Genomic DNA, 22829 nt, shown 5'->3' on the forward strand with positions numbered 1-22829 from the left:
CTGATCTGCCGCACGTTCGTGTGGCTTACCGCTTCCCTGTGCCTCACCGGCTTGTGTATGCTGGCTGACAACTAATGTCATGAGGTTTTCGCAATGGTAGAACGTATTCGTCTCGCGCCGCAGGGGCCTGAATTTTCCCGCATGATTTGCGGTTACTGGCGGTTGATGGAGTGGGGCAGGTCGCCGCAGCAGCTGCTGACGTTCATCGAACAGCATGTCGAACTGGGCGTCACCACCGCCGATCACGCCGATATCTACGGCGGCTATGCCTGCGAACAGGCGTTCGGCGACGCGCTGCGCCTGAAGCCGGCGTTGCGTCAGTCGCTGGAATTGGTGACCAAGTGCGGCATCGCCACCACCGCCAAGCCCGGCAACCCGATCGGCCACTACATCACCGACCGCGATCATATCGTGCAGAGCGCGGAACAGTCGCTGCGCCATCTGCATACCGATTACCTCGATCTGCTGCTGATCCACCGCCCGGATCCGTTGATGGACGCTGACGACGTAGCCGAAGCCTTCGTTGCGTTGCACAAAAGCGGCAAGGTGCGCCATTTCGGCGTCTCCAACTTTACGCCCGCGCAGTTCCAACTGCTGCAGTCGCGTCTGCCGTTCACGCTGGCGACCAACCAGGTGGAGATCTCGCCGATTCACCAACCGGCCATTCTCGACGGCACGCTTGACCAGTGCCAGCAACTGCGCATCAAGCCGATGGCCTGGTCCTGCCTGGGCGGCGGGCGCCTGTTCAACGACGCCGAGTTTCAGCCGCTGCGCGACGAGCTGCAGCGGGTGGCGCAAGAGATCGGCGCGGAGACCATCGAGCAGGTGGTGTACGCCTGGGTGATGCGCCTGCCGTCGTCACCGTTGCCAATCATCGGCTCCGGCAAGATTGAGCGGGTGCGTTCGGCGCTCAAGGCGCAGAAACTGGTGCTGAGCCGCCAGCAGTGGTTCCGCATTCGCAAGGCGGCGCTGGGGTATGACGTGCCTTAAGGCGGGCAGAAAGAGGAAAGCCGGGCGGCGAAAGCGCCCGGCTTTTTTTATGCCGATGCTTAGGCCAACACCACCTGATCGGTGCTGAAGTGATCGAGCGAGACGCCGATCAGCGTGACCTGGCTGTGGCCGAAGGCCAGCACCAGATCGTCGTTTTGCTGCGTGGCGTAATCGCGGATATTGCCGCTGGCGCCTTCGGTGCCGATAAACACCAGTTTATCGCTGGCGTTGAAGCCATACAGCTGATCGCGGCCGAAATCGCCGCTGAACAGGAAGGTGTTGCCGTTGCCGACGCCCTTCAGAATGTCATCGCCGCTGCCGCCGACGAAGGTCAGGTTGCCGCCGGCGTGGCCGATCAACGTGTCGTTGCCGGCGTTGCCGAACAGCCAGGCGTCGTGGCTGCGAGCCTGCAGGACGTCATCGCCGTCACCGCCGGTGGCGGCGGCGGCATAGGCTTTGAGGCCTGAGTCCGATTTCAATCCGGCGGCGGTTACCTGATGATCCACTTCTTTGTTGAAGATAAGCCAGGAGGTTTCTTTGCTGCGCAGGGTGCTGATGTCGTCCGCCAGCGTAATGCCGCCCTTGGCATCGCGCAGGTAAAGCGTGTTGCCGTCGTAGGCGACCTCGGTATTTTTCAACGCCTGCTGGGTATCGAAGATATTGTGGCCTTTGCCGCCGGCGATCAGGTTATAGCCGCCGGCGTCGCGGAAGATATCGTCGCCGTCGCGGCCCTCGAGATAGTCGTTGCCTTTGCCGCCCTTGATCAAATCATTGCCGTCGCTGCCGATGATAAACGTCGGCCCGCTGTGCGTTTCCGCGTTGCGGTTCAGGTCTTCCACCCAGGTATTGCCACGCGTGACGTTCGACAGGTTGGAGACGATGATGGTCGAGTCTTTGTCGGTCAGCGAATAAAACTCGGAGTTCAGCACCCGCATCAGGCCGTCCTGATAGAAGAACGGCAGGTGCGACAGCCAGGTCGGAATGTTGAGAATGGAAAACGGCAGCAGGTTCCAGGCGTCCGAGGCGTAGTGATCGTTGAAGTTGACGATATTGTTGGTGGCGGAGGTATGGGGCGCATCGTGAACGCCCAACGACGCCCCGGTCAGCGTGGTGCCGTCGAGCGCGCGGAACACCGGGTCGTTCTCGTAGCCGATGTTGAGCACCTTGCCGCCGGTTTCGTACTGGGTCGGCGAGGCGAAGGCGACATAGTTGGACTGCGCGTAGAAGCCGCTCCAGCTGGCGTCGCTCTGCGCCGCCATGCTGTTGACCGCCAGCCCGCCGAGGCTGTGGCCGCTGACCACCACGTCCTCGCCGCTCAGCCCGTGGGCCTGCGCGAATTTCGCCACGTCGCCCAGCAAGTTGCCGAAGGCCTTCAGCGTGTAGCCGTCGGCGTAGCCTTTCGGCCCGAACCCGGCCAGCAGATCGTTAATCACATCGCCGATGGTATCGCCGATCAACGACTCGCGCGGGCCGCTGGTGCCGCGAAATGAGATGCCAATGGCGGTGAGATTGCCTTCGCTGTCATATTTGCCCAGCACCTCGGCCTGTGCGGTGGTGTAACCGGCGGTCTCGCCGTAGTAGGTGCCGCGCGCATCGGTTTTGCCGGCGTAACCGAGCTGCTCGGCGCTGATCACCGACCAGCCGGCATTGTTTACCGCCTCCTGCGCGGCCTGTTCGGAGTCGGGATTCCAGGGGAGGCCCGGCAGGCCGCCCTGCGACTGGGTGCTGCCGATGAGCGCAGTGACCAGCGTCAGCGGCAGACCCAGCCCGAAACCGGTCTGGTGATAGCCTTCATCGAAGCCGTTATCGATATTGTGGTAAGCGTAGGTAGAGATGGCCAAGGCGTCGGAAAACAGCGCCTTCGACGCGTTTTCGTCCAGATCCTTATAGCTAAAGATGCCCATATCAGTTCCTTATGAAGTATGCCGCCTGGCCTGGAAGCGAACTCTCATGCGCCGGCGGTGGAAACAGGGAAACAACGTTAGCCGAACGACAGCTGGTCGGAGGACCAACATCGGTAGAATTATTATTAGTGCCAAATATTAGGTCTGCGAATCAAATTGGCGAGATTGTGCGTTGGTTAACAGTGCCGGCGCAGGCTCTCCTATACTGATAGCTCGATATAGTCATTAAGGAGACTGATTGATGAAACGTTATTGGTATGCGGCGCTCGGCCTGATGGCGTGTGGCGCGGCTCAGGCGGCGGCAACCGACGTCGAGATGCATCTGGTGACCGGGCAGGGTATCGGTCAGGACATCGGCAACGTGGTCATCAGCGAAACGCCGTACGGCTTACTGTTCACGCCGAGCCTGAAAGCGTTGCCGGCCGGAGTACACGGTTTCCACGTGCATGAAAAAGGCAGCTGCGAGCCGGGCATGAAGGACGGCAAAGCGGTGGCGGCGCTGGCGGCCGGCGGACATTTCGACCCGCAAAAGACCGGGAAACACCTCGGGCCGTACGCCGACGGGCACCTAGGTGATTTGCCGGCCATCTATGTGACCGCCGACGGCATGGCGAATTACCCGGTGTTGGCGCCGCGGCTGAAAAAAATCAGCGAAATTGAGGGCAAGGCGCTGATGGTGCACGCCGGCGGCGATAACCATTCGGATCATCCACAGCCGCTCGGTGGCGGCGGCGAACGCTTCGCCTGCGGCGTGATCAAGTGATCACCCGCCGCTAACGGCCGGTGCGGCGGCGGGCTGGCTCATCGCCTGTTGCAGCTGCTGCAGTGAGCAGTAAAGCCGCCAGATCAGGCCGGCCAGATCGCGCGCCGCCTGTTCCGGGTGATGCGCCAACGCGTTGCTCATGCGCAGCAGTTCCTGCAGCGTGGCGTCCAGCGAACTGTGCTGCACGCCTTTCTCCGTCATGATGCCGCGCAGGCAGTGGATACAGACGTTGCGCACCGCCGACAGTGGATCGGAACGGGTCTGCCAGTCGCGCAGCTGCCAGACGATATGGCTGCAGTTGAGCAGCACCACGCCCCAACGCAGCAGCCAGGTGCGCGCTTCCTGATCCTGACTTTGATTGAGTTGGCTGATGCGATGGTAGATCAGCGATTCGAACTGACTTTCGCTCTGCTGCGGCCGTTTGCTCAACTGATCGATAAAATCGCGCCGCAGCGCGCGGATAATGCGGCGGCTTTTGCGTTTGTCCGAGCTGGGGCGCAGGATCTGAAACGCCAACCCGGCCAGCAATACACCGACGATTTTAGCGATGTTGTCATTGATAAAGGACTGGTAGTCATAGCTCGGCGGATTGCTGACGGTCAGAAACGAGCCCATAAAGACGATCAGCTGCCCCCAAAGCGCGGCATAAGGCGGGTTCTGCAGCTTGAGCATCTGCATGGTCACCAGGATCGGGAACAGGAAGGCGCAAAACACCCAGAAATCGTCAATCTGGATCATCAAACCGAATTTCACCACGAAGCAGGCGACCGAGAGCAGCAGCACCGCCTTGAGCAAGGTGCTGACGCTGTTGATCGGCGAAGGCGTGGAAGAGTAGAGCACGCAGCTGATGGCGGTGAGCGTCAGCGCCGCGCTGCCGGCGTCCCATTGCGTGTTGATCCAGTAGGCGCAGCCGATCACGATGCATAAAAAGGTGCGCAGGCCGTTATAGGCGGCTTCGTAGCTGTCGGTATGGCGCGCCAGTGGGGTGACGCGCGGCGGCTGGAGATCGCTGACCGCCGTGGCGCTTTCCAACCGCCGCAGCCAGCGGTTGCAGCGCAGGTAGAGCCAACAGAAATCGCGTAACCGCAGCCAGAAGGCGCGATGGCGATAGTCCGCGGGATCGTGCGGCGCGATCTGCTGGAGCAGGCGCGCCAAGCGATATTTATCGGTGGCGGGATCGCGCAGTTCGTCCAGCAGTTGCGTCAGCACCGGCATCAGATTGGCGGGGCGATCCGGCCAGTTCAGCAGCATGCGGCGCAGGCTGGAGATGACGCTGGTAATGCGCAGCTGTTGATGCAGCAGATAGTTGAGCAGGTTATTTTGCCGCCGCAGCCGGTAGTGGCTCCAGAATGCCTGAATGCGCAGCAGGTTCATGGTCAGGATCTGGCCGATGACCCCTTCGTGCGAGGTGCGCATCTGCGCGGTGACCTCCGGCTGCCACAGCATGGCGGCGTGCTCCAGCAGCCGCAGCTGCATGCGCCGCAGCGAGGTCAGCAGGGCTTCGCCGTCGGAGGTGCTGGGCAGGATCATCATCATCAACCCGCCGCACAGAATGCCGGTGATCACTTCGCAAACGCGCGCCTGAGCGATGTCGAAGATCTGCTGGGTGTCGGTGACGTTGACCGTGCCGAAGGCGATGATGGCGGCGGTATAGCCCGCCAGCGCGAAGGCGTAAGAGACGTTGTTTTGGTAATGATTCGAGACGTAGGTGCACAGCCCGATCCAGGCGGCGATGAACAGCGTAAACAGCCAGGGATCGTTCAGGCAGTGGCCGGCGATCGCCACCGACGCGGCGGCGCCCACCAGGCTGCCGAAGATGCGGCCGATGCTTTTGCTGATCACGCCGCCGATGGTGGGGAAGCTCACCACCGCGGCGGAGGTGAGTGCCCAATAGGGTTCGTCGAGTTCGAGCACGAACGCCACCCACAGCGCCAGACACATCGCCAGCGAGTTGCGCAGGGCATAGCGCCATTGTCCGCCGGTCGCCTTACCCCAGGGGGTCCGGCTCCACTCCAGAAAAGGCAGATTCACACTTTAGTTCCGCTGATGAATCGAGATGGTGCAGGTGGTGCCGGCGACCAGCGTCAAATCGGCGGGCACGTTGAGCAATTTTATCCGCACCGGCACGCGCTGGGCCAAACGCACCCAAGGCACATTAGGCTTAACGTCCATTAATAGATCGTTGCTGCTGTCGACGCTCTGATCGTAAATGGCGCGCCCGATGCTCTCTACTTCCCCCTGCAGCGGCGTGTTGCCGTTATATAAAACGATGTCCGCTTTATTGCCTTCTTTTATATGCTTCAGCTTGGTTTCTTCGAAATATCCGAGCACATAGAACGAATGCACATCCACCAACGCCACCAGGGGCGTGCCGGCGTTGGCGTAGTTTCCGACGCGTGCCTGCAGGTTGGTGATATAACCGTCGGTTGGCGCATAAATTTTGGTTTTGCTCAAATTCCATTTGGCCTGTTCCAGGTTGGCCAGCGCGGCTTTATAGGCGGCCTTCATTGCCTGAGCGGCTAAATTGGACTCGTCCAAGTCTTCAGCGGAAATAACGTTACGCGGTAAACCGCGGCGGCGGGCAGCCTCGTGGTCCGCTTTGGCCAGATCGGATTGCGCTTTTGCCACCGCGGCCTCGGCATTGTCCAGCGCAATCTGGTAGGGCACCGGGTCGAGGGTAAAAATCAGACTTCCCGCAGGTACGAACTGATTGTCATTCGCGCTTATTTTCTCTAATCTTCCAGAGACTTCAGGGGTGATATTGACGAGTTCGGCGCGCACTTTTCCATCACGGGTCCATGGGGATTGCATATAATAATTCCAGAGCCACCAACCGGCGCAGACGGCAATGGCGCAGACGATCACCGTAGAGAAGTATTTTAATGTTTTATGCTGCATGGGTTACCAACTCGCTAAAATCCATAAGGAACCGCTGACGGTCAGAACGAAAATGGACAGGTCCATCAACATGGGATGCCAGATTTCACCGGAATACATCCAGTCTCTCAGCAGTTGATGAATCAGCAGCCATAAGACCAGTCCTAGTAAAAAAGCTTTAAATATAGGTGGAAAATAAAGCGATGCCCCCAGGACCAAATCGGGTAAGGGGGATGAGGTGTGTAACCATGATGTATTCACATTAACAATCCCTAAGGGTGAATATGTTGAATATTTGCATAACGATTAAACAATAACGGCTAAAAATAGTGGCTATTTCCACAATATACATTATATACATTTGTGTTTTTAATGTGAGTTACCCAAAATAGTCTAAACTCTGGGAGGTAATGTTAGCATGCTAATTATAAGGAGGGGGAAGTGGAGTCAACATTAGGTTCAGATTTAGCACGATTAGTTCGTGTTTGGCGCGCGCTCATCGATCATCGGCTCAAGCCGTTGGAGCTGACCCAAACGCACTGGGTCACTTTGCACAATATCAATCGTTTGCCGCCGGAGCAGTCGCAAATCCAGTTGGCCAAGGCGATCGGTATCGAGCAACCGTCACTGGTTCGCACGCTGGACCAATTGGAGGAGAAGGGGCTGATCACGCGTCACACCTGTGCCAACGATCGCCGCGCGAAGCGCATCAAGCTGACCGAGGCGGCCGATCCGATCATCAGGGAAGTGGACAGCGTGATCACGTCTACACGCAGTGAGATTTTAAGCGGCATTACCGCCGACGAAGTGCATCTGTTGGTAGGGCTGATTGGCAAGTTAGAACAAAATATCACCGAACTGCAGAACAAATAATAATATTCTTATTTTCTACGATTACAGTTTCACAGCATCAGAAATAAAACCGGAGGCGATTGCCTCCGGTTTGCCGTTTGTCGCCGACTGACTTACAGCGGGGAAACGGTGATGGTGTCGCCCATGCGCGCCATGCGCACACGCTGGCCAGGGCTGAACTTGGTGTCGCCCGCTTTCTGTACCACCACGATGTTCTCTTTCTGGTCGGTCTTGATTTCCAGCTCGTAGCCGGAGGTCCGACCGGCCACTTCACCGATGCTGTTACCCGCCGCGCCGCCGGCAATAGCGCCCGCCGCGGTAGCCAGCGTACGACCGGTGCCGCCGCCAACGGTGTTGCCCAACAGCCCGCCAATCACCGCGCCGCCGATCATCCCCATGGCGTTGGAGCCTTCGCCGCCCTGAATTTTAACCGGACGCACGGAAACCAGCGTCCCGTAGGTGACGGTCTGTACCTGCTTGGCCTGCGAGGACGAGTAGACATCGCCGGACATGGATTCATTGGCACAGCCGGCCAGCGTAACGGCGGCGACGGCGACGACGAGAAGACGCTTGATCATATAAAACTCCTGATGGTAGTAGTCCATAGCCTGGCAATGCTCACCAGGCAAGATTCAGTGAAAATGATAGACAAAGTATGGCTGAAAGTTGACACACCGCCATGCTTCATCGCTGCATGCAGCTTAACTTTTCTCTGTTCAACCAATAATAAACCGCGGTTTACCTTTATGACAGCCTTGGCGACATTCCGTCGCCTGTTATGGCACGGTTTAACACATAGCCCGTGCCACAGCGGCGCCAGGGGGCATCTGGCTCACGGTGCGTAAAAAAAGCATCATAATTCATGGCGTTAATCCGGCAATTCTGGTTTATTTGTCAGGATAAATTTTGCTTACCGCGCGGGTTAGAGGATGTTGCTATGAAGTCAGGCCGCTATATAGGCGTCATGTCCGGCACCAGTCTGGACGGAATCGATGTGGTATTGGCCGCGATCGACGATCGCATGGTGGCGCAGCAGGCCAGCTATAGCCATCCGATGCCGATGGCGTTGAAAAAAGAGATCCTGGGGATGTGCCAGGGGCAGCAAACTACGTTGGCCGCCGTCGGCCGGCTGGACGCGCAGTTGGGCTCGCTGTTCGGCGAGGCGGTGCTCGGCCTGCTGAAGCAAACCGGCATCGACGCGGAGCAGGTCACCGCCATCGGTTGCCACGGCCAGACGGTGTGGCACGAGCCGGAAGGCGACGCGCGTTTCTCGATGCAGCTCGGCGATAACAACCGCATCGCCGCGCTGACCAATATCACCACCGTCGGCGATTTCCGCCGGCGTGACATGGCGTACGGTGGGCAGGGCGCCCCGCTGGTGCCGGCATTTCATCAGGCGCTGCTTGGGCATCCCGTCGAGCGGCGCATGGTGCTAAACGTCGGCGGCATCGCCAACCTTTCTCTGCTATTGCCCGGTACGGCGGTGCGCGGTTTCGATACCGGGCCGGGCAACATGCTGATGGACGCCTGGGTGTGGCGCCACCGCGCGCAGCCTTATGATCAGGACGGCGGCTGGGCGATGCAGGGGCGGGTCTGCTTGCCGTTGTTGCAGCAGATGCTGGCGGATCCGTACTTCGCGCAGCCGGCGCCGAAAAGCACCGGCCGCGAGTATTTCAATATCGCTTGGCTGGAACGGCAGCTGGCCGGATTGCCGGCGATTGCGCCGGTCGACGTACAGGCCACGCTCACGGAACTGACCGCCGTCAGCATCAGCGAACAGGTGCAGCTGGCCGGCGGGTGCGAGCGTCTGTTGGTGTGCGGCGGCGGGGCGCGCAACACGCTGCTGATGGCGCGTTTGTCGGCGCTGCTGCCGGGCACGGAAGTTGGGCTGACCGACGATTTCGGCGTCAGCGGTGACGACATGGAGGCGTTGGCCTTTGCCTGGCTGGCCTTCCGTACGCTGTCCGGCCAGGCCGGCAATCTGCCTTCGGTAACCGGCGCTAGCCGTGAAACGGTGCTGGGTGGGATTTATCCGGTTTTGCCATTGGGGGGCCGTTAGCTCTGTTAGGATAGCCTGTGAGGATTTTTCTAAGGAGCAACAGCATGAAAAAAGTCTTTTTCGTCGCCGGCGCGCTGGCGCTGTCCGGCTGCAGTTACATCCTGCCGCAGAGCAGCCAGACGATGCACTATCAGTGTGGCACTACGCCGCTGACGGTGGCGCTCGACGGCAAGGCGAGTGAAGTCAGCCTGCTGATGGATGGCGAGCAGCTGCATCTTAAGCAGGTGCTGGCGCTGACCGGCGCCAAATACAGCGACGGTAAATACACTTTTTGGTCGAAAGACCGTAACGCCTATCTTGAGCGCAACGGCAAGGTAGTCATGAGCGACTGCGTGTTGACGGAGTGAGGGTTGACGGCGGCGTCGGAGCGATTGAGTTCCTGACGCCGCAGGCGCAGAATGTAACGACGGATTTTTTCAGTTGGTCGATAACCCAGATGATTGAAAAGAATGAGTTTGATGTTGCGGACCTGCGCCGTGAATACACCCGGGGCGGCCTGCGCCGCAACGATCTGACCGCCAGCCCGCTCGAACTGTTCGAGCGTTGGTTGAAACAGGCCTGCGACGCGCGCCTGGCGGATCCCACCGCCATGTGCGTCGCGACCGTCGACGAACACGGCCAGCCTTATCAACGCATCGTGCTGCTGAAGCATTTCGATGAGCAGGGGCTGGTGTTCTACACCAACCTCGGCAGCCGCAAGGCGCAACAGCTGGCGCACAACCCGCATATCAGCCTGCTGTTCCCCTGGCACATGCTCGATCGCCAGGTGATTTTCCTCGGCCAGGCGGAGCGTCTGTCGACGCTCGAGGTGCTGAAGTATTTCAACAGCCGGCCGAAGGACAGCCAGATCGGCGCCTGGGTCTCGCAACAATCGTCGCGCATTTCCGCGCGCGGCGTGCTGGAAAGCAAATTCCTCGAGCTGAAGCAGAAGTTCCAGCAGGGCGAGGTGCCGTTGCCGAGTTTCTGGGGCGGATTCCGCGTGAAATTTGACTCTGTCGAGTTCTGGCAAGGCGGCGCCCATCGTCTGCATGACCGTTTCCTGTATCAGCGGGACGGGAATGACTGGAAAATTGACCGACTGGCACCCTGAAGGCGGAAAATCCTCTCTAAGCGCTGGTGCTGATGCCGCCGGCGCTTTATTCTATGCGCTACCCTGAATTTTTATTTCGCCACTGGGCGAAAGGCCGTGTACCGGCAAAGGTGCATTCGTTTATACATGGAGTCATTGATGGCAAGCAGCAACTTGATTAAACAACTGCAAGAGCGGGGCCTCGTTGCCCAGGTTACGGATGAGGAAGCGTTAGCGGAGCGACTGGCGCAAGGGCCAATTGCACTGTATTGCGGTTTCGATCCGACCGCTGACAGCTTGCATTTGGGCCATCTGGTTCCTCTGTTGTGCCTGAAGCGCTTCCAACTGGCCGGCCACAAGCCGGTAGCGTTGGTGGGCGGCGCCACTGGCCTCATCGGCGATCCGAGCTTCAAAGCGGCGGAGCGCAAGCTGAACACCACCGATACGGTGAACGAGTGGGTCGAGAAGATCCGCAAACAGGTTTCCCCGTTCCTCGACTTCGACTGCGGCGACAACAGCGCTATCGCGGCCAACAACTACGACTGGTTCGGCGGCATGAACGTGCTGACCTTCCTGCGTGACATCGGCAAGCACTTCTCCGTCAACCAGATGATCAACAAGGAAGCGGTCAAGCAGCGTCTGAATCGCGACGACTCCGGCATCTCCTTCACTGAGTTCTCGTATAACCTGCTGCAGGGCTACGATTTCTCCGAGCTGTATAACCGCCACCAGGTGGAACTGCAGATCGGCGGTTCCGATCAGTGGGGCAACATCACCTCGGGTATCGATCTGACGCGCCGTCAGCACCAGAAGCAGGTGTTCGGCCTGACCGTGCCGTTGATCACCAAAGCCGACGGCACCAAGTTCGGTAAAACCGAGGGCGGTGCGGTCTGGCTGGCGCCGGAAAAAACCAGCCCGTACAAGTTCTACCAGTTCTGGATCAACACCGCCGACGCCGACGTCTACCGCTTCCTGAAGTTCTTCACCTTCATGAGCCTGGAAGACATCAACGCGCTGGAAGAAGAAGACAAGAACAGCGGTAAGGCGCCACGCGCCCAGTACGTGCTGGCGGAAGAAGTGACCGGCATGGTGCACGGTGCGGAAGGCCTGGCGGCCGCCAAGCGCATCACCCAGAGTCTGTTCTCCGGTGCGCTGCACGACATGACCGAAGCGGACTTCGCCCAACTGGCGCAGGACGGCATGCCGACCATCAAACTTGAGCGCGACGCCGATCTGCAGCAGGCGCTGGTGAATGCCGAACTGGTGCCGTCACGCGGCCAGGCGCGCACCATGATCGGCTCCAACGCGGTGACCATCAACGGCGAGAAGCAGTCCGATGCCGAATACCGCTTCAGCGATTCAGACCGTCTGTTCGGCCGCTACACGCTGTTGCGTCGCGGCAAAAAGCATTACTGCCTGGTGGATTGGCAGTAAGCGTCAGCCAGTCTATATGACATGAAAAGCCCGGGGAGCTCCCCGGGCTTTTTTTATCGCATGGCGCGGATGACGATTAGGCAAACGCCTCCGGCAGCGAGTTTTCGGCCGCAACACCGTTCACGGTGACGGCGGGCGAGTGGTAGTGCAGAGAGACGGCAGCCAGATAAGGATCCTGATTGCCGATCGAGAACACCACATCATCGGCGTCAAAGCTGTGATTATGATTGCTATCCACGATGACATAGAGCGATTTGTCCAACTTTAGCAATCCGACTTCCGCCAGGTTATTGGTGCTGGCGCCGTTCGTTATTTTCGCCAGTACCTGTGAGAACAGCGCTTGGGCATTGTCCGTCGCATTCAGGCCACTGAACGCATTTTGTAACTCAGCTTGGGTGGTGGCGCTGCCGTACAAGGTTGCGGTCTTGTCTCCTGTCTTGGAGAAAACCCACGGGTTGTCGGTTTCTCCCACGGAGATGACGCTGTTGGCATAGCCGGTATTGAGCGTGACCATATTGTCTATTTTGCTATCGGTAAAATGTAACGTACCGGCGCTATCCAACGTCGTGTTGCCCTTAACGTCGGCTTTATAGACGGTCAATCCGGTGCGGTCGACCGTTAACTGGTCGCCGGCAAGTTCGGCAATGACATGGGCGAAATCGTCTTTATTGGCCAGCGTGTTTAGCGTGTTGTAGAAAGCGCCGCCGCCGGTGCCGCCTTTTTCTGCGACGAGGAACAGCTTCATGTCGGAGTAATAACGGCGTTCATCGGTAAATTCGCTGCCTATGATGGTTTTCAGGTTATCACTAAAATCTGCGGCAACGGTCAGATTAAGCACCAGCGGCTTATCGCCTGTGTACATATAGCCGCTCAGCATCAACGTGCTAATCGAGTTGTCCCCGCCGCTCAGGGTCAACGTGCGATTTTGCACAATGTCGAGATTGCTGCCCATACGGATTTCGAGCGTTTCTTTATGGTTCGATGTAAAGCTGAAAGTACCCATATTGAGGTTGGTTACCGTATGGCTAGCCGTATCGGTAAAGAACAATTTAAAACTGTCGTCGCTATGTGCCGTATCGCTGATGTGGATACGGCTTTTCGCGGTCAAGTCGCCGCCGAGGGTAAACTGTCCGCTGCTGACGTTGAGCAGCGTTAAATCTCCGGAGTAGGCCGTAATTACCCCTCCAGCCGACCCCGTAGCGTTTTGCGAAGCATTGGGTTGCGCCATTTCGCCTTGTTTTAGCGAGTTGATGTTACCGTAAATCGGGTGGGAGACGGTGGCTTCTTGCGTGAACACCCCAAAGTCAAATACCTTGTTGCCTTCGGTAGCGACCCGCTGCCCGTTAAGATAAATCTCTCCGGTACCGCGATAGTGGGTCAAATCTACATAGTTGAAATATAGGAACTGATTAACGTTATTTGTAATTTCAGCGTCATAGCCGCCGCCGACGCTGGCCGTCAGGTGGACGACCTTGGTGAAAAAATTGGCTGAGACACTATAGTAAGATGTCTCGGGATCGCTATTAAGCGCCGTCGCTTTGAAATCACGGCTGACCCTATTGCCGCTGTCGGCGGTGGCATTGCCTTGCCAGACAAGCTGATGCTTCCCGGCGGCCAGATTGATTTGCGCGGCTGCCGTCGTCATATCGAGCCGGTCGGCGACGACGGTGCTGTTCTTCACGTTGGAAAAGTTAATCCCTTCGGGGGCGTTCAGCAGGTTGCCCTCGCTAAGAAAAAGGGTGACATTCAGGTTTCTCAGCGATTGAAGTATTGCTTCACTGGTGGCGAAGTCGCCCTGCAGCGTGACTTTTTGCAACGATTTGGCAAAGCTGAGATCGACCGCGGAGCCGATCTCGGCGTTAAGGGTGATCTCGCGCAGCTGGCTGATTTCCGCATGGCTTAACGCGTGTTGCTTACCGGTATTCAGGCTGCCGTTGAGGGCGCCGTCGGCATTCGACATCGTGACGTTGCCGCGGATCTGGTATCCCAGCTCGCTGCCAATTTTGTATTCGAGATTGACGAGTTGCTCGTGACTTGGGCTGACTCCGCCCTCCAGCGGCGCTTCCCCGTTGCGGAACGCATGCAAAATATTCAGCGTCGCCTGCAGCGGATTATTGCCGGCTTTGAGCAAAATTGCCTGTTTTTGCAGTTCGCTCAGCGCCGGGCCGTAATACAGTTCGTGATAAATCCTGGCGAAGTCTGCGGCATCTTTGAAGGGGGAGGATTTAGCCAGAATGGTCAGCAGATCGAGCTCGGAGTTCCCCGCGGCGAGGAATTTGCTGTAACTGTCCAGTCCGGTTGATTCCAGCGTGGTCTTTTTCCCCAGTTGCAGAAAGAGCAGCGCCACGCTTTCCTGATAGTTGGCCGCAGCCATCTCACCCGCAGCGTAGACATGGGTAGCATTAAGAAAAGCCTGTTTGGCGGCGGCATGTGCTGTGTCGTTGCGAATATCGGCGATCAGACGCATGATGACGTCGCCTCGCGTTTCGGTGTGATTATTCAACCCGGTGACATAATTGGCGAGCTCGCTTGCGCCAGCATCAACGCCGAAAGTATTTTTATAGACGGTTTTGACGAAGTCTTCATTACTTAACGTGGTCAACGCGCTACGCGTATCGACGAAACGGCCGGCAATATAGCTGGCGTCAGCTTTTCCTGTCGCCAGCACCTGGCTCCAATAATTGACGCCTTCCGCCACCGCGAGGCTGCCTACGATGTAAAACAGGGCTTGAATATCGGCTGCCGCTTCAGCATTCGCGGGATAGGGGGACAAAGCGGGGTGTAAGGTTGTATCAATAATATCAAACAAATGCTGTTGCTGTGCGACCGGTGCCGCAGCATCACCCATATAGCTCTTCACGCCGGCGATAAGATCCTTGGTAATCAGCCCCAGCGTTTTTCCTGCATTGGCTTGCGCGACCAGCGTGGCCAGCAAATCGGGTGCTGGATCGGCGCCTGTCGTATTTTTATAGATGTATTGAATTTTTTGCGACGTTGTCAGGCCGTCATAGCGATGATGCCCATCCTGAGACTGGATGAATTTTTCGGCCAGCTGATCTCTGCTGTACTGCCCCGATTCCAGCTGGCGGGCAAAGAAGTTTAATGCGGCGCTATCGGCTTTTTTACCGAGTGTGGCATAAAAAAGGATGGCTACATCCTGTTGTGACGATAATAAACTCATGTTAACCCCTGTGTTGACAAAAAATAAGCATCAACAAGTACAGTCCAAATCCACATGATTGCAATGCGGTTGAGCCTAAGGAAATTCTGTATTTTTCGCGAATGCGGCCGCCGTTTGAGGCGACCGCACCCGCAGAGAGTTAGACCAAACTTAGCTCTGTGACGGATGGGGTGGAAGTGCCGGCAAGATCAATAGTCGGCGCCCGATAATGAAGGTTTGCTGCAATCTCATAAATATCTTTATCTCCCAAGGAGAATACAATGTCCTCAGCGTCAAATTGCTTATTGTGATTATTATCAATGATAATGTATGCATTGGTTGCCAACTTGAACACGCCTACGCTTTGCAGATTATTTTCACTGCCGCCATGGGTTATTTTTGATAGCGCCTGAGCAAATATATCTTGCGCCGTGCTGTCGTCTGCGACGGTTAATGAATCAAACAGGGTATTGATGTCGGCCATTTGCGTCAGGCTGCCATAAGGCACGATATTGCCGGATTTTTCGCTGTCGAACAGCCACTGTTGACCCCGAACACCAACGGTAAGCGTGTCGGTCGGCGTGAGAGTGTTAATCGTGACCATGCTGTCGACCGTGCTTTGTTCAAAGTTGATTTTGTTGTGGTGCGCGTATTGATTGGCCATCGCCAGGTTATTCAGCGTGGTATTGCCTTTGATAGTCAGGGTCTGAGTATTGGTGTACTGGATGTTGATCTGTTCGCCGGTCAGTGCGCCGATAATACCGCCATAGGCGCTCGGGTCGTTCAGTGCGGATAGCAGTTTATAAAACTCGCCGCCGCCGCTGCCGGCCTTATCCAGCTTCAGATCGGTTTCAACGCGCGGGATCCCTTCATTCATGGGATCGAAAATGGGTTCAATAACAATATGTTTCAAGCTGTCGCTAAAGTCAGCTTTTACCGTCACTTCCAGCTTTCCTATGCCGCTGATGTTGATCTTGGAAATATTGTTGCCGGCGCCTTCCAGCGCCACCGAGGCGAGTTTCGAACCATTGGCATACAGCCGCAGCTCTTCTTGCGGCCGTGCGCCAATGAAATGGCTGGCGAAACTGAGCGTTCCTGCGTCCAGGCGTTCGATGGCGCTATTTCCGATGCTTACCCCCCAAGGGCCAAATAACGTCGAGGGAGGCGTAACCGGCGCCAGTTCCAGGTGAAGCTTGCTCTGCGCACCGGCATCGCCGTTGATGGTGAGAAAAGGCAGCGTGTCGAAGACGGGAAGATTGATGATATGTACATTATCGGCGAAACCGGAAAGCGTAAGCCCTTGACTTCCCGTCCAGTAATAACCGTCACCACTTTTTACAGCATGGGGCGCCTGCTGTAAGTGGGTGACGCCTGTATAATGGTCGTTATAAATACTGGCCGTTTGATTGATTACGCCATAATCGAATACGTTGGCGCCTTCTGTCGCGATCAATTTGCCATCCAGATAAATGTTTCCGGTACCGCGATAACCTGCCAGATCGATCTGAGGAAAGAATTGGAACTGGTTAACATTGGTTTTGATTATTCCTTCAATACTGCCGCTTGCCGTTGTGGTCAGATAGATATCCTTTAAGATCAGGTTGGCGGAAATAACGCCATCCGCATCAAAATAGTTCTGTGCGGTGAACGTCGTGCTGACAATATTGGCGCTATGATTCACGCCATTGCCATTCCAAAACAGACTGGCACCACCGATGCCAAAAAGAATTTCCATTTTGGCATTGGCGAGATCGAACTTATCGGAAATCACCACCACATCCCGTTCGGTACCAAATGTAATCTTGTCTACCGTTTTGAAGTAAGGGTTATCATCCAGATTAAGCCGCAAAGCGAATCCCTTATTTTTTAGCGAGTTCAGGGCGGTGGTATCGGTTGGCGCACTCCCTTGCAAGGTCACCTCTTTCAACTGGGGCGAATGGCTGAAATCAACGGCGGCCGAGGCATTCACATTAAGAAAGACGTGCGTCAGAGCGGCCAATTCCTCAGGACTCAACGGATGCTGACTGCCGGTGTTCACCGAGCCGCTCAATATGCCGTCGGCGGAGAGCGACAATTCGGCGATAGGCGTGTAATTCAGCGGTTGAGCGATCTTGAGTTGATAGGCGGCGACATCCGTCGACTGAGGCTCACGAGCACCGTCGAGTGGGAGCATCCCCTTGCAGAATGACGCGATGCTGGTTTGGTATCGATCGTGGCCGGCGTTCTGTAGCAAGGTCAGGGAGACGTCCTGGCTCAGATTTTCGTGATACAGCGAAGCGTAGATTTTTTCGTTGTTGTCAGCCCGCAGGAAGTGGCGGGCGCTGGCCAGCAGCTTAAACTGCTCGACGGAAGGTGTCCCGCTGGCGAGCGAACGGCCAAAGGTATCGAGAGCGGCCGCGTCGGCGAAGGCACCTGACTCACTTTGGCTATCAGCGCTTTTCTCAAGCTGTTTAGCTAAATAAGTCAAGGTATTGGCATCGGCCTTCTTTCCCCATTGAAGTTTCAGTAAGCTCATGAAATATATCCTCTGGATACGCTGAAGTGATAGTGAATGAATAGACAATTACAGTTCATAAGGGCCGAAATGCAATGTTAGGCCAGTCTGAGGATGGCCTGATTTTTCCCGCTGTCACTGCCTTGTCGGTCGGTTCTCGGCTTTTTTTGGATCGGACTTTTCGCTACAATATGCCGCCGTCGAAAGCATAAAAATTCCTCTCATTTCTTGTTTTTAACAGCGCCGGCATGACGTTTTTGCGTTGTGCACCCATTATCATTTCGCCGCGGGCTGATGCACACGGCATGGCGAGGTCAGTTGTTCCGATGAAAAACATTCTTTCTATCCAGTCGCACGTGGTGTTTGGTCACGCCGGCAACAGTGCGGCTGAATTTCCGATGCGCCGCATGGGCGTCAACGTCTGGCCGCTGAACACGGTACAGTTCTCCAACCATACGCAATACGGCCAGTGGACCGGCTGCGTCATGCCGGCCAATCACCTGACCGAGATCGCGCAGGGCATCGCCAATATCGATCAGCTGAAGCGCTGTGATGCGGTATTGAGTGGCTATATCGGTTCGCCGGAGCAGGGCGACCATATTCTGGAGATCGTGCGTCAGGTTAAGCAGGCGAACCCGAATGCCTGGTATTTCTGCGATCCGGTGATGGGACATCCGGAAAAAGGCTGCATCGTGGCGCCGGGCGTGGCCGAGTTTCACTGTCGCCAGGCGTTGCCGTGCAGCGACATGATGGCGCCGAACCTGCTGGAGTTGGAGATGCTGAGCCAGATGGCCGTCGCCAACGTGGCCGATGCGGTGCAGGCCGCCCGCGCGCTGATCGCCAAAGGGCCGCGGCTGGTGCTGGTCAAGCACCTGGCCCGCGCCGGCTATCACGCCGACTGCTTCGAAATGCTGCTGGTGACGGCGGACGAGGCTTGGCACATCAGCCGGCCGCTGGTGGACTTCGGCGCGCGTCAACCGGTCGGCGTCGGCGATTTGACCAGCGGTCTGCTGCTGGTGGATCTGCTGAAGGGTGAGGCGCTGGATAAAGCGCTGGAGCACGTGACCGCCGCCGTGTATGAGGTGATGCTGACGACTCAGGAGATGGGGGAATACGAGCTGCAGGTAGTGGCGGCGCAGGATCGGATCGTGCAGCCGCGCAGCGAGTTCAAAGCGGTAAAACTGTAAGTGCAACGGGCCCCGGCGATAGCCACCGGGGCCGAATGTTTACTTCAATCCTTCGGCGTTCAGCGCCGCATCCACCGCCGGGCGCGCCGCAACGCGATCGAACCAGGCCGCCAGATGGGCGTGCTTGCGCACGTCAAACTGCAGGGCGAATGCCCAGCGCAGCACGGTGAACAGGTAGGCGTCAGCCACGCTGAAACGGCTCCCCAACAGGAAGTGCTGCTTCGCCAGTACCGAATCCAGATAGCTGAACTGCTGCTCCAGCTTGGCGCGCGCGATGGTTTTGTATTCCTCGGGCGTTTTCGGGTTGAACAGCGGGCTGAATCCTTTGTGCAGCTCGGTGGCAATGTAGTTCAGCCATTCGATCGCGTGGTAGCGCGACAGGGTGCCCGCCGCCGGGATCAGGTTGCGATCCGGCACGCGGTCCGCCAGATATTGCACGATCGCCACGCCTTCGGTCAGTAGGCTGCCGTCATCCAGCAGCAGCGCCGGGACCTGTCCCTTGGGGTTGATGGCGAGGTAATCGGCGCCGCTCTCGGTTTTCTTCTGCGCCAGATCGACCTTCTCCGCCGTAAAATCCAGCCCTGCCTCACGCAGCACGATATGCGGGGACAGCGAACAGGCGCCGGCTTTATAGAACAGTTTCATCGGAAGCTCCTTGTTGATGACGAATGACGGGCATGCTTAACCTCTCATCGTAGTCCCGTGGCGCCAAAATTACAGCGGCTTAGCTAACAAATTTAACCGACGATCGCCTCTGCGGGCTGCAGTTGCGCCAGCGTCGCGGCGATCTGTTGCTGCAGCGCCGGCGGCGCCACCTGCATCGGCGAACGCAATTCGTTGGCGATCAGCCCCTGCTGGGCCAGCACCGTCTTGACCGGCGCCGGATTCGGGAAGCTGAACATCTGGTGGATCATCGGCAGCAGCTCATAGAAGTTGCTGCGCGCCGCGGCCAGATCGCCGGCGGCGACCTGCTGCACCAGCTGGACGAAACGTTCCGGGTGAACATGCGCGGCGGCGGAGATGGCGCCGGTGCCGCCCAGGCACAGCGTGGTGAGGATCAGATTGTCTTCCCCGGTCATCACATCGATTTCGCCATCGGCGATCAGCGCCATGGTGGCGTCAGGGTTGCCGCCGCAGTCCTTGATGGCGGTGATGCGCGGATGGCGAGCGAGCCGGCGCAGCGTGGCCAGCTCCATGGCGATGCCGGTGCGCTGCGGAATGTTGTACAGGATCACCGGCACGGCGGAGGCGTCGGCCAACTGGGTAAAATAGTCGATCAGGCCGCATTGCGAAGGGCGGATGTAGTAAGGCGCCGGGATCAGCACGCCAGCGATGTCGCGCAGCTGAATGGCCTGCTGCATTTGCAGTGTGGCGGCCATGTTATTGCCGGAAAGGCCCATCACCACCTGGCGTGCAGGCGCCACCTCCAATACGGCGTCGAGCACCGCCAGCTGTTCTTCTTTGCTCAGCGCAGCGGCTTCACCGGTGGAGCCGCAGACCACCAGACCATCGACGCCGGCGTCGAGCAGGTGCCGCGCCAGGCGTTGCACCGCCGGCAGGTCGACGGCGTCGTGATTGAAAGGGGTAACCATCGCCACCCAAATACCCGAAAATGAGGCCATAAAATATTCCTTCTGTGTGACCGACAGAGAAGCCAGATGAGAAAATTGAAGGCGGGGCGTTGCGTGCCATCCAGTCAGCTCATCTGACGGGACAGCGCGCCCCGGTCAAATGAGCGTCTGTTTCTTCGATGTAACCGCCGCCAAACCGCCAACGAGCAACGCAGGTGTCATCAGAATATCAGCGTTGCGTGGGTAGGCCATGGCAGTCTCGCGAAAAGGGGAAGTGGGGTGATAATGAATATTCTTCATCAGACTGTCAATTTACAACAGATTGATAACATTGTTATTCATGATTCACCGGTGAGGATGAGTTTGGCTAATAAATAAAAATCCCCGCCGCGGCGGGGAGGGTTGAGTTGGCTCAGCGCGGCGGGCGGGAGCCGATGGTGGCGGACCAACTGAAAGTGTCGCCGCTCGGCCGGTAGCGATTGGCTTTGCGTTCTGCACGCTCCGCCTTGGCGAGCTTCGCTCTGGCGGCCATGATGCGCGCCACCACTTCATCCTTGACCTTGTGCTGTTCGGCATTGGTCAGCGGCCTGCCATGGCTTTTACGCGCCTTGTCCAATTCGGTTTTCACTTCCCGCTGTTCGCTTTCCGTCATCTCTTTCAACGTCAACTTTTTCATCTGTGCCGCCCGTTCGGTGAAGTTGACTTACAGTTTAGCGGCGTTATATGACCGAAAATGTTATGGGCATAACGAAAATGCCCCATAGGCCGGCATTACACCTCTTCCAGCAGATCGTCGACAAAGCGCCGCATGCGTTCGGTGCGCTGTTCGGCCATCTGCCGCCCGGCGGCGGTCTGGAAGCCGTCTTGCAGTTTGAACAGCTTGGTTTCGAAGTGATCCAGGCTGAAACGCTTGTCGTCGTATTGGCGATGTTCAGCCCGCGGGTCGGCGGCGTCGTACAGCGCGCTGCGCATGCGGCCGCCGATATAGAAGCAGCGCGCCACGCCGATAAGGCCGATAGCGTCGAGGCGATCGGCATCCTGCAGGATCTTCGCCTCCAGCGTTTGCGGCGGGATGCCGGCGGAAAAACTGTGCGCTTCAATGGCGTGAGCCACCGCCGCGATGTCCGCCGGCGCCCATTCCAGCCGGGTCAGCGTCAGCGTGGCTTGCTCCGCCGCCATGCGCGAGGCCAGATGGCGCTGCGGCGAATTCTTTTCCACCGCGACGGCGTCGTGCAGCAGCACCGCCGCGCAGAGAATGCGCCGGTCGCCGCCTTCCAGCTTGCTGATCCGACGGCAGTTCTTCCAGACCCGATGCAGGTGCGCCACGTCATGCGAACCGTCGTCCGACTCGAGGGTGAGCGGCAACAGCGTTTGCGCCAGCGTCTGGTAGGGGGAAAACGGTTGTAACAACTCTTGCGTCAGCGAGGGTAAAGACACGTTCAGCTCCTGTTGGGGAAAATCGGTCAATCAGCATAGCCGTGTCGGATGCCGGGAAAATGACAGAAAAATGGCTATTGTTTACTAAAGTGCAACCCACTATTGTCATAACTGCGGTTTTTGCAGCGAAACAAGCAACCTAGAATAGCCGCATTCCGCCGTCTCCGCTTGGTGAGAGCCTGTGTCCGCGGGGATGGCCGGAATATCCTCATCAGCCATTTGGAGAAGAGACATGCCAACCCCTCTTGAAATAGTGCGCGCAACCTATGAAGGCAGCTCCGAAGAAAACGGCCGTAATCTGCTGGCGGCGCTGGCCCCCGATGCCGAGTGGACCGAAGCCGCCGGTTTCCCTTACGCCGGTACCTATATCGGCCCGGAGAACATCATCAAGAACGTGCATCAGCGCCTGGGCAGCGAATGGCAAGGTTACCGCGCCGACGTCGATCACTTTTACGACGCCGGCGACAACGTGATCGCTCAGGGTTTTTATCACGGCACCTACCGGGCCACCGGCAAATCCTTCAGCGCCTCTTTTGCGCATATTTATACGCTGCGCGCCGGCAAAATCGTGAAGTTCGTGCAGATCGTCGACAGTGCTAAAGTGCTGGAGGCGATGCAGCCTTAATCGCCGCTGCGCTTGCCGAATTTGCGGTCGAACTCGCGCCGATAACCCCGGGCCTTGTTGCGATCGCGGATCCACAAATAGCCGCATACCAGCGCAACCGCTCCCGAGAAGGTGACGTTGCGCATATCCCGGTCATACCAAAACACCAACAGCGCATCCAGCGCCGCAATCAGCGCGATCCATTTGTACATATGGGATTGGCGCCGCGTGGCGGCGTTGAGTCGTTTTAACTGTCTGGCTTCGTCCAACACCGGTTTTTGCTGCATAGCGTTTCGTTATCGTCAGGCTGTTCACGCTAAATTAGCAGAATTTCCCTCACCGTCGCAAAGATTAACGCGCGGCGCCATGCGGTTTTCATCGCCCCTGGCACGGCGCAGAAAATTTATGCGCGGGCGCTTGAATTGTTC

21 protein-coding genes are annotated in these 22829 nt (G+C 57.6%); 9 read left to right on the forward strand and 12 right to left on the reverse strand.

Annotated features, from left to right (window positions below):
• Positions 1–93 precede the first annotated feature (93 nt).
• Complete coding sequence (locus tag ACTJJ6_RS04005) at positions 94–990, forward strand: aldo/keto reductase (RefSeq protein WP_440802167.1); 897 nt, start codon at positions 94–96, stop codon at positions 988–990.
• 59 nt (positions 991–1049) lie between these two features.
• On the opposite strand, the gene ACTJJ6_RS04010 is transcribed toward ACTJJ6_RS04005, so the two are convergent.
• Positions 1050–2894, reverse strand: coding sequence for a polyurethane esterase (locus tag ACTJJ6_RS04010; protein ID WP_097102149.1), 1845 nt, complete (start codon positions 2892–2894; stop codon positions 1050–1052).
• 241 nt (positions 2895–3135) lie between these two features.
• On the opposite strand from ACTJJ6_RS04010, the gene sodC reads away from it, so the two are divergent.
• Complete coding sequence (gene sodC, locus ACTJJ6_RS04015; protein WP_033640491.1) at positions 3136–3657, forward strand: superoxide dismutase family protein; 522 nt, start codon at positions 3136–3138, stop codon at positions 3655–3657.
• Here sodC and ACTJJ6_RS04020 read toward each other — a convergent pair whose 3' ends face one another.
• From ACTJJ6_RS04020 to ACTJJ6_RS04030, 3 genes are read right to left on the reverse strand one after another with little or no spacing between them, the layout of a single operon-like run.
• Positions 3658–5688 (reverse strand): FUSC family protein, encoded by a 2031-nt coding sequence (locus ACTJJ6_RS04020; RefSeq protein ID WP_049300533.1) that lies wholly within the window; start codon positions 5686–5688, stop codon positions 3658–3660. It lies immediately after the preceding gene.
• 3 nt (positions 5689–5691) lie between these two features.
• Entirely contained in the window at positions 5692–6555 is an 864-nt protein-coding gene (locus tag ACTJJ6_RS04025; RefSeq protein ID WP_004931305.1) for an efflux RND transporter periplasmic adaptor subunit, read from the reverse strand.
• A gap of 3 nt (positions 6556–6558) precedes the next feature.
• The gene (locus ACTJJ6_RS04030; protein ID WP_004931303.1) at positions 6559–6795 is read right to left on the reverse strand and encodes a DUF1656 domain-containing protein; all 237 of its coding nucleotides are present in this window, start codon (positions 6793–6795) and stop codon (positions 6559–6561) included.
• A gap of 180 nt (positions 6796–6975) precedes the next feature.
• On the opposite strand from ACTJJ6_RS04030, the gene slyA reads away from it, so the two are divergent.
• Positions 6976–7407, forward strand: a complete 432-nt coding sequence (gene slyA, locus ACTJJ6_RS04035) for a transcriptional regulator SlyA (RefSeq protein WP_004931301.1) — start codon at positions 6976–6978, stop codon at positions 7405–7407.
• A 92-nt stretch (positions 7408–7499) separates the two neighbouring features.
• On the opposite strand, the gene ACTJJ6_RS04040 is transcribed toward slyA, so the two are convergent.
• Positions 7500–7964, reverse strand: coding sequence for a glycine zipper 2TM domain-containing protein (locus ACTJJ6_RS04040; protein WP_028128178.1), 465 nt, complete (start codon positions 7962–7964; stop codon positions 7500–7502).
• A gap of 359 nt (positions 7965–8323) precedes the next feature.
• Here ACTJJ6_RS04040 and anmK point away from each other — a divergent pair, with 359 nt between their 5' ends.
• The 4 genes from anmK to tyrS all read left to right on the forward strand — a co-directional run bounded on the left by anmK (position 8324) and on the right by tyrS (position 11948).
• Entirely contained in the window at positions 8324–9445 is a 1122-nt protein-coding gene (gene anmK, locus ACTJJ6_RS04045) for an anhydro-N-acetylmuramic acid kinase (protein WP_016927911.1), read from the forward strand.
• A gap of 44 nt (positions 9446–9489) precedes the next feature.
• On the forward strand, positions 9490–9792 hold the full coding sequence (locus ACTJJ6_RS04050) for an MliC family protein (protein ID WP_016927910.1): 303 nt from the start codon (positions 9490–9492) through the stop codon (positions 9790–9792).
• A gap of 89 nt (positions 9793–9881) precedes the next feature.
• Complete coding sequence (gene pdxH, locus ACTJJ6_RS04055) at positions 9882–10535, forward strand: pyridoxamine 5'-phosphate oxidase (RefSeq protein ID WP_028128179.1); 654 nt, start codon at positions 9882–9884, stop codon at positions 10533–10535.
• 138 nt (positions 10536–10673) lie between these two features.
• The gene (gene tyrS / locus ACTJJ6_RS04060; RefSeq protein ID WP_049300531.1) at positions 10674–11948 is read left to right on the forward strand and encodes a tyrosine--tRNA ligase; all 1275 of its coding nucleotides are present in this window, start codon (positions 10674–10676) and stop codon (positions 11946–11948) included.
• 76 nt (positions 11949–12024) lie between these two features.
• Here the strand turns inward: tyrS and ACTJJ6_RS04065 are convergent, their stop codons facing one another.
• Together ACTJJ6_RS04065 and ACTJJ6_RS04070 are read right to left on the reverse strand one after the other, a co-directional pair.
• Positions 12025–15129 (reverse strand): DUF4214 domain-containing protein, encoded by a 3105-nt coding sequence (locus ACTJJ6_RS04065; RefSeq protein WP_143778931.1) that lies wholly within the window; start codon positions 15127–15129, stop codon positions 12025–12027.
• A gap of 139 nt (positions 15130–15268) precedes the next feature.
• Entirely contained in the window at positions 15269–17623 is a 2355-nt protein-coding gene (locus ACTJJ6_RS04070) for a hypothetical protein (protein ID WP_164052863.1), read from the reverse strand.
• A gap of 305 nt (positions 17624–17928) precedes the next feature.
• Here ACTJJ6_RS04070 and pdxY point away from each other — a divergent pair, with 305 nt between their 5' ends.
• Positions 17929–18789: a pyridoxal kinase PdxY gene (gene pdxY / locus ACTJJ6_RS04075; protein WP_033640488.1), complete on the forward strand. Its 861-nt coding sequence runs from the start codon at positions 17929–17931 to the stop codon at positions 18787–18789.
• 39 nt (positions 18790–18828) lie between these two features.
• On the opposite strand, the gene gstA is transcribed toward pdxY, so the two are convergent.
• The 4 genes from gstA to ACTJJ6_RS04095 all read right to left on the reverse strand — a co-directional run bounded on the left by gstA (position 18829) and on the right by ACTJJ6_RS04095 (position 21827).
• On the reverse strand, positions 18829–19434 hold the full coding sequence (gene gstA, locus ACTJJ6_RS04080) for a glutathione transferase GstA (RefSeq protein WP_016927904.1): 606 nt from the start codon (positions 19432–19434) through the stop codon (positions 18829–18831).
• A gap of 92 nt (positions 19435–19526) precedes the next feature.
• On the reverse strand, positions 19527–20411 hold the full coding sequence (gene dapA / locus ACTJJ6_RS04085; RefSeq protein WP_049300527.1) for a 4-hydroxy-tetrahydrodipicolinate synthase: 885 nt from the start codon (positions 20409–20411) through the stop codon (positions 19527–19529).
• A gap of 361 nt (positions 20412–20772) precedes the next feature.
• A complete protein-coding gene (locus tag ACTJJ6_RS04090; RefSeq protein WP_004938373.1) occupies positions 20773–21036 on the reverse strand; it encodes a DUF3811 domain-containing protein in 264 nt (87 codons plus the stop codon).
• A gap of 95 nt (positions 21037–21131) precedes the next feature.
• Complete coding sequence (locus ACTJJ6_RS04095) at positions 21132–21827, reverse strand: HD domain-containing protein (RefSeq protein WP_079449294.1); 696 nt, start codon at positions 21825–21827, stop codon at positions 21132–21134.
• A 202-nt stretch (positions 21828–22029) separates the two neighbouring features.
• On the opposite strand from ACTJJ6_RS04095, the gene ACTJJ6_RS04100 reads away from it, so the two are divergent.
• A complete protein-coding gene (locus ACTJJ6_RS04100) occupies positions 22030–22422 on the forward strand; it encodes a nuclear transport factor 2 family protein (protein WP_004938379.1) in 393 nt (130 codons plus the stop codon).
• Here ACTJJ6_RS04100 and ACTJJ6_RS04105 read toward each other — a convergent pair.
• A complete protein-coding gene (locus tag ACTJJ6_RS04105; protein WP_004938382.1) occupies positions 22419–22688 on the reverse strand; it encodes a hypothetical protein in 270 nt (89 codons plus the stop codon). The genes ACTJJ6_RS04100 and ACTJJ6_RS04105 overlap by 4 nt on opposite strands.
• Positions 22689–22829 lie beyond the last annotated feature (141 nt).

It is taken from the genome of Serratia sp. 22278, from assembly GCF_052045405.1.
Lineage (GTDB): Bacteria > Pseudomonadota > Gammaproteobacteria > Enterobacterales > Enterobacteriaceae > Serratia > Serratia marcescens.

Excerpts from the sequence above, each read along its gene's own strand:
- ACTJJ6_RS04050 (WP_016927910.1), top strand. The coding sequence starts at position 9,490 with ATGAAAAAAGTCTTTTTCGTCGCCGGCGCGCTGGCGCTGTCCGGCTGC.
- pdxY (WP_033640488.1), top strand. The coding sequence starts at position 17,929 with ATGAAAAACATTCTTTCTATCCAGTCGCACGTGGTGTTTGGTCACGCC.
- ACTJJ6_RS04090 (WP_004938373.1), bottom strand. The coding sequence starts at position 21,036 with ATGAAAAAGTTGACGTTGAAAGAGATGACGGAAAGCGAACAGCGGGAA.
- anmK (WP_016927911.1), top strand. The coding sequence starts at position 8,324 with ATGAAGTCAGGCCGCTATATAGGCGTCATGTCCGGCACCAGTCTGGAC.
- pdxH (WP_028128179.1), top strand. The coding sequence starts at position 9,882 with ATGATTGAAAAGAATGAGTTTGATGTTGCGGACCTGCGCCGTGAATAC.
- ACTJJ6_RS04010 (WP_097102149.1), bottom strand. The coding sequence starts at position 2,894 with ATGGGCATCTTTAGCTATAAGGATCTGGACGAAAACGCGTCGAAGGCG.
- ACTJJ6_RS04040 (WP_028128178.1), bottom strand. The coding sequence starts at position 7,964 with ATGATCAAGCGTCTTCTCGTCGTCGCCGTCGCCGCCGTTACGCTGGCC.
- gstA (WP_016927904.1), bottom strand. The coding sequence starts at position 19,434 with ATGAAACTGTTCTATAAAGCCGGCGCCTGTTCGCTGTCCCCGCATATC.
- tyrS (WP_049300531.1), top strand. The coding sequence starts at position 10,674 with ATGGCAAGCAGCAACTTGATTAAACAACTGCAAGAGCGGGGCCTCGTT.
- ACTJJ6_RS04070 (WP_164052863.1), bottom strand. The coding sequence starts at position 17,623 with ATGAGCTTACTGAAACTTCAATGGGGAAAGAAGGCCGATGCCAATACC.
- ACTJJ6_RS04065 (WP_143778931.1), bottom strand. The coding sequence starts at position 15,129 with ATGAGTTTATTATCGTCACAACAGGATGTAGCCATCCTTTTTTATGCC.
- sodC (WP_033640491.1), top strand. The coding sequence starts at position 3,136 with ATGAAACGTTATTGGTATGCGGCGCTCGGCCTGATGGCGTGTGGCGCG.
- ACTJJ6_RS04005 (WP_440802167.1), top strand. The coding sequence starts at position 94 with ATGGTAGAACGTATTCGTCTCGCGCCGCAGGGGCCTGAATTTTCCCGC.
- ACTJJ6_RS04100 (WP_004938379.1), top strand. The coding sequence starts at position 22,030 with ATGCCAACCCCTCTTGAAATAGTGCGCGCAACCTATGAAGGCAGCTCC.
- ACTJJ6_RS04025 (WP_004931305.1), bottom strand. The coding sequence starts at position 6,555 with ATGCAGCATAAAACATTAAAATACTTCTCTACGGTGATCGTCTGCGCC.
- dapA (WP_049300527.1), bottom strand. The coding sequence starts at position 20,411 with ATGGCCTCATTTTCGGGTATTTGGGTGGCGATGGTTACCCCTTTCAAT.
- ACTJJ6_RS04105 (WP_004938382.1), bottom strand. The coding sequence starts at position 22,688 with ATGCAGCAAAAACCGGTGTTGGACGAAGCCAGACAGTTAAAACGACTC.